The sequence below is a fragment of the Collimonas fungivorans genome, assembly GCF_028292705.1.
Lineage (GTDB): Bacteria > Pseudomonadota > Gammaproteobacteria > Burkholderiales > Burkholderiaceae_D > Collimonas > Collimonas fungivorans_B.
Window position 1 is genome coordinate 1 of record NZ_JAQGLV010000336.1, and the last position, 5,744, is coordinate 5,744.

General features: G+C 61.9%; 8 protein-coding genes. All 8 read left to right on the forward strand.

Annotation, left to right across the window (positions count from 1 at the left end; genetic code table 11):
• Nucleotides 1-703, forward strand: a 703-nt coding sequence (locus tag JWQ61_RS18900) for an HAD-IC family P-type ATPase (protein WP_304361856.1), incomplete at its 5' end; no start/stop codon positions are given.
• 4 nt (nt 704-707) lie between these two features.
• Entirely contained in the window at nt 708-1,097 is a 390-nt protein-coding gene (gene cueR / locus JWQ61_RS18905; protein WP_041743554.1) for a Cu(I)-responsive transcriptional regulator, read from the forward strand.
• Between the two features lie 103 nt (nt 1,098-1,200).
• Nucleotides 1,201-1,590, forward strand: a complete 390-nt coding sequence (locus JWQ61_RS18910) for a hypothetical protein (RefSeq protein WP_304361857.1) — start codon at nt 1,201-1,203, stop codon at nt 1,588-1,590.
• Nucleotides 1,591-1,715: 125 nt separating this feature from the next.
• Complete coding sequence (locus JWQ61_RS18915; protein WP_304361858.1) at nt 1,716-2,018, forward strand: hypothetical protein; 303 nt, start codon at nt 1,716-1,718, stop codon at nt 2,016-2,018.
• A 9-nt stretch (nt 2,019-2,027) separates the two neighbouring features.
• Complete coding sequence (locus JWQ61_RS18920; RefSeq protein ID WP_304361859.1) at nt 2,028-3,437, forward strand: TolC family protein; 1,410 nt, start codon at nt 2,028-2,030, stop codon at nt 3,435-3,437.
• A gap of 27 nt (nt 3,438-3,464) precedes the next feature.
• Nucleotides 3,465-4,856, forward strand: a complete 1,392-nt coding sequence (locus tag JWQ61_RS18925; RefSeq protein WP_304361860.1) for a multicopper oxidase family protein — start codon at nt 3,465-3,467, stop codon at nt 4,854-4,856.
• A 42-nt stretch (nt 4,857-4,898) separates the two neighbouring features.
• Complete coding sequence (locus JWQ61_RS18930) at nt 4,899-5,348, forward strand: cupredoxin family protein (RefSeq protein WP_304361861.1); 450 nt, start codon at nt 4,899-4,901, stop codon at nt 5,346-5,348.
• Nucleotides 5,349-5,374: 26 nt separating this feature from the next.
• Nucleotides 5,375-5,719 carry a copper-binding protein gene (locus tag JWQ61_RS18935; protein ID WP_304361862.1) on the forward strand — a complete coding sequence of 115 codons (345 nt, stop codon included), beginning with the start codon at nt 5,375-5,377 and terminating at the stop codon, nt 5,717-5,719.
• The last annotated feature ends 25 nt before the right edge of the window (nt 5,720-5,744 follow it).

A 5,744-nucleotide genomic window follows, 5' to 3' on the forward strand; every position in this document is an offset into this window, starting at 1 on the left:
GCGCTGGATGCAGGAACTGGGTGTCGACCTTAGCCCTCTGGCGAACCAAGCCGCGCAGCTGGAGGCCGAGGGCCGCACCGTATCCTGGCTTGCCGCCGGAACCGATGGAGCGCCGGCGCTGGCCGGCTTGCTGGCCTTCGGCGACGAGATCAAGCCGACCGCCAGGGCCGCGATCCAGCAGCTGCAGCGCCTGTCGCTGCGGGTCGCCATGCTGAGCGGCGATAACCAAGGCAGCGCCGGCGCCGTCGGCCGGCAGCTGGGCATCACTGAAATCCACGCGGAAATCCTGCCGGCCGAAAAAGCCAGGGTCATCACCGGCCTGAAAGCCGGCGCCGCCGTGGTCGCCATGGTGGGCGACGGCATCAACGATGCGCCGGCGCTGGCCGCCGCCGATGTCGGCATCGCCATGTCGACCGGCACCGACGTCGCCATGCAGGCTGCCGGCATCACGCTGATGCGCGGCGATCCGGGCCTGGTGGCGGACGCCATCGATATCTCGCGCCGCACTTACAGCAAGATCCGCCAGAACCTGTTCTGGGCCTTTATCTACAACCTGGTCGGGATTCCGCTGGCGGCGCTGGGCTACCTCAACCCGGTGCTGGCCGGCGCAGCGATGGCGTTCAGCAGCGTCAGCGTGGTCAGCAACGCACTGCTGCTGCGCCGCTGGCGGCCCCTGTCCAACAAGGAGAAGAGACATGACTAACGCCATGAATATCGGCGACGCCGCACTGGCTTCGGGCGTATCGGCCAAGATGATCCGGCACTACGAAGAAACCGGCCTGATCCCGAAAGCCAGCCGCAGCGATGGCGGCTACCGCACTTATGCCGAGCGCGATATCCACCTGCTGCGTTTTATCCGCCAGGGCCGCCTGCTGGGCTTTTCGATGAAGCAGATCGCCGAACTGATCGGCCTCTGGCTGGACCAGTCGCGCCCCAGCAGCAAGGTCAAGCAGCTGGCGCTGTCGCACATTACTGAACTGGATGACAAGATCAAGGAGCTGCAAGCCATGAAGGCCACGCTGGAACAGCTGGCTTGCCATTGCCACGGCGACGACCGGCCGGACTGTCCGATCCTCGAGGGCCTGGCGCAACAATAGCGGCAGCGCCGCATTGTTAGTCCCTTATTTCTGACTTATACTGACGCCCATGTCCCGCCTCTTCAAGATCGCAATCTTATGGCTTCTGGCCTTTGCTCTGCCTATGCAAGGCTTTGCATCGTCCGCCATGCTCGATTGCGGCGCGGCGCACCAGCACCTGATGTCAGCCTCTTCAGGCCAGCACAATACGCATCTGGCGCAAGGACAGCAGATTCACCATCATGAACAGGTTTCCGCAAGCCAGCACCATGTCGCCGATGCTTCCCACGCAACGAGCGGTGATTCGTCCACGGACGACTCCCATCACCATGGCGCAGACAAATGCAGCGCCTGCGCGTCCTGCTGCCTGAGCACCGCCATCAGCGCTCCCGCAGCACTTGATCCGGTAGCGCCGCTGCCGGCCGGGCTGGAAACAGGCCTGCAGGCAGACCAGCAATTCACCGCCCATTTCCCCGAAGGCCTCGAACGGCCTCCGCACTCCCTCGCCATCTAAATCCCAGGACTGAACTGCCGTCTCCAGGCTATCGCCTGTCGCCGCGCATTCCAGGTTCTGCTTTCGCTTGAGACCCGCATTTGCGTGTCTTGCATTCGATTCGATTTAGCATCATCGAGGACATCATGAAACTCACCCTCTCTGCGAGGCGCGCGATCTTTGCCGCCGTTGCACTGCTGCCGCTCGCCGCCGGCGCGCAAACCAAGGCCGAAGATCCGCAAGATCCCCAGGCCGCCACTGCAGGCGCTCCCTATAAATCCGCCTTTGCGGATTACAAAAGCTACCAGGATCCCGAACTGCAATCGTGGAAAAAATCCAATGCCGATGTCGCCCGGCCTGACACCATGGCCGGCAACAGCAGCGCTGTTCCGGCGCCGCCGGCCGGTCCACACGCCATGCCGGGTCACGATGGCATGCAAAAACATTAAGGAGCGATCATGCCAATATTCCCTGTCGCCCTGCGTCCGTTCGCATTCGCAGCTTCAGTCGTGCTGCTGGGCGGCTGCGCCTCGCTGTCGCAAGACGGCGGTTTCTCGTCGGTGCAGTCATTGGTCAAGGAACGCAGCGGCCAAGACCTCAAGTGGGTCAAATCCGAGGATGACGCCGCCAGCGTCGCCGAGACCATCGCACCGCTGCTTGCCAAACCGCTGAGCGTTGACGATGCGGTCAAGATTGCGCTGCTCAACAACAAAGGCCTGCAAGCCAGTTATGGCGAACTCGGCATCGCCGAAGCTGACCTGGTGCAAGCCGGGCGTCTCGCCAATCCATCGTTTTCGTTCGGCCGCCTGCGCCGCGGCGACGATATCGAAATCGATCGTTCGCTGATGCTGCCCGTCATGAGCCTGCTGACCATGCCGTTGGCCAGCAAGATCGAGCGCCGCCGTTTCGAGCAGGCGCAATTCCGCGCCGCCGGCGATGCGCTGGCGGTCGCCGACGAAACACGCCACACCTATTTCTCCGCAGTCGCGGCGCAGCAAACCGTGAAATACATGGAGCAAGTCAAGGTTTCAGCGGAAGCCGGCGCCGAGCTGGCGCGCAAGATGGCAGCAGTCGGCAACTGGAGCAAGCTGGAACAGGCGCGCGAACAGTCGTTCTACGCCGACGCCACGGTACAGCTGGCGCGCGCGGCGCAAGCGCAGCTGGCCGAACGCGAAAAGTTGACGCGCCTGCTCGGCCTATGGGGCAGGCAGACAGCATTCCAGTTGCCGGAACGGCTGCCGGACCTGCCGGTAACTCCGCAAGACATCGGCGACGCCGAAGCGCAAGCCATGCAGAACCGGCTCGACATCATGATGGCCAGGCGGGAGCTGTCCGGGCTGGCGGGTTCGCTGGGGCTGACCAAGGCGACCCGCTTCATCAACATCCTCGATGTCGGCCTGATGCACAACAACTACAACCAGAGTCCGTCGCGCGAGAACGGCTATTCGATCCAGCTTGAAATTCCCCTGTTCGACTGGGGCAGCGCGCGCGTGGCGAAAGCCGAAACGCTGTACATGCAGGCGGTCAATCGTTCCGCGCAGCTGGCCGTCAACGCCCGCTCCGAGGTGCGCGAAGCATACGCCGGCTACCGCAGTTCCTATGACATCGCGCGCCACTATCGCGACGAAATCGTGCCGCTCAAGAAACGCATCTCGGACGAACAGATGCTGCGCTACAACGGCATGCTGATCGGCGTGTTCACGCTGCTGGCCGACGCCAGGGCGCAGGCGACGAGCGTCAACGGCGCGATCGAAGCGCTGCGCGATTTCTGGATTGCCGACTCGGCATTGCGCATGGCGCAGACCGGCCGCTCATCGGCGGCGGCGGGCAGCAAACCCGGCGCTTCCATCGCCATGGCTGCCGATTAATCAACGAACAATACAAGGATAGAGATCATGGTGTCACGTAGAAATTTCATGAGCGGCGCGAGTGCGGTTGCCATCGGCGCTAGCCTGGTGAGCCGGGCCGGCGCGGCGTCGCTGCCCGAAGCGGCAACGATGGATAGCGCGGCAACGCAACCGCCGCAATCCCCGCCCAACGGGCGGCCCTACAACCCGGTCGTCACGCTCAACGGCTGGACCCTGCCCTGGCGCATGAAAAACGGCGTCAAGGAATTCCACCTGGTGGCCGAACCGGTGGTGCGCGAAATCGCGCCGGGCATGAAGGCCAACCTGTGGGGTTACAATGGCCAGTCGCCCGGCCCCACCATCGAGGTGGTCGAGGGCGATCGCGTGCGCATCTTCGTCACCAACAAACTGCCGGAACATACCAGCGTGCACTGGCACGGCCAGCGGTTGCCGAACGGCATGGACGGCGTCACCGGCCTGACGCAGCCGGGCATCCAGCCGGGCAAGACCTTTGTCTACGAATTCATCGCAAAACGCCCCGGCACTTTCATGTATCACCCGCATGCCGATGAAATGACGCAGATGGCGATGGGCATGATGGGTTTCTGGATCACCCATCCGAAAGACCCCAGCCAGCACCGCGCCGACCGCGATTTCTGTTTTTTGCTGAATGCCTACGACATCGATCCCGGCAGCTACACCCCGAAAACCAGCACCATGCTCGACTTCAACCTGTGGACTTTCAACAGCCGCGCGTTCCCGGGCATAGACCCGATGGTGTGCAGCCAGGGCGACCGCGTGCGCATCCGCGTCGGCAACCTGACCATGACCAACCACCCTATCCACCTGCACGGCCACGAATTTGTGGTCGCCGGCACCGACGGCGGCTGGACGCCGCCGGCATCGCGCTGGCCGGAAGTCACCACCGATATCGCCGTCGGCCAGATGCGCGCCATCGAATTCGACGCCACCGATCTCGGCGACTGGGCCTTCCATTGCCACAAATCGCACCACACCATGAATGCGATGGGCCATGAGGTGCCGACCATGATCGGCGTCGACCAGCGCGACATCCTGCAGAAAATCAACCAGCTGGTGCCGGACTACATGGTGATGGGAGAAAAAGGCGGCGCCATGGGCGAGATGGAAATGCCGCTGCCGGACAACACCTTGCCGATGATGACCGGCAGCGGCCCGTTCGGCGGCATCGAGATGGGCGGCATGTTCACCACGGTGAAGGTGCGCAAGGGCCTCGCCCCCAACGATTACAAGGACCCTGGCTGGTACAGGCACCCAGCCGGCACCGTTGCCTACGAATGGAAAGGCGGCGACGCATCCATGCCGGCAGCTGCCCGCGCACCCGACGCCGGAGGCATGGCCGCCAGGCCGGGCGAAAAGGTCCTGAAGGTAATCAAGCCCGGTTCGCATGACAAGCATTGACCCAAGCAATACGACATCCACTTTTAACTGAAAGGAATTTTCATGAAATCCGTTTTGATCGTCTCAACCCTGACCCTATCGCTGTTGTCAGCCAATGCCTTCGCCCATGACGAACATGCGTCGCAGGTTGGCAGCCCGGGCGATGCCGCCAAGGTATCGAAAACAGTGGAAATCGACATGAACGATACGATGCGTTTCACGCCGGCCACCATTTCGGTCAAGCGCGGCGAAACCGTCAAATTTCTCGTCAAGAACTCCGGCAAGGTCAAGCATGAAATGGTGCTCGGCTCCATCAAGGAATTGCAAGAGCACGCAGCACTGATGCAGAAATTCCCGGAAATGGAACATTCGGATCCGAACCAGATATCGCTCGATCCAGGCAAGAGCGGGGAATTGGTATGGCAGTTCAGCAAGGCCGGCAGGTTTGACTTCGCCTGCCTGCAGCCAGGCCATTTCGAAGCCGGCATGCGCGGCAATATCGTCGTCAAATAATTTTTTACCAGACCGAAGGAGTTTTCATGAAAGCCCGTTCCATTGTATTTACTGCTTTAGCACTGCCGCTCCTTATCTCGTTCAATGCGCCGATCGCAGTTGCGCAGGAATCCGGAGCCACGGCCGAAATCAAGCCCGCGGACGCCGCCGCCATGTCCAGCGGAGAAGTCAGGAAAATCGACAAGGAGGCCGGCAAGATCACCATCAAGCATGGCCCATTGGCAAACCTGGGCATGCCGCCGATGACGATGGTTTTCCGGGTAAGCGACCCAGCGCTGCTGGATCAGGTGAAGCCGGGCGACAAGATCGATTTTGTCGCCGAAAAGGCCAACGGCGCATTGACCATCACAAAAATCCAGGCTGCCGAATAAAAATGGCGCGCAAAAAAATAGCCCA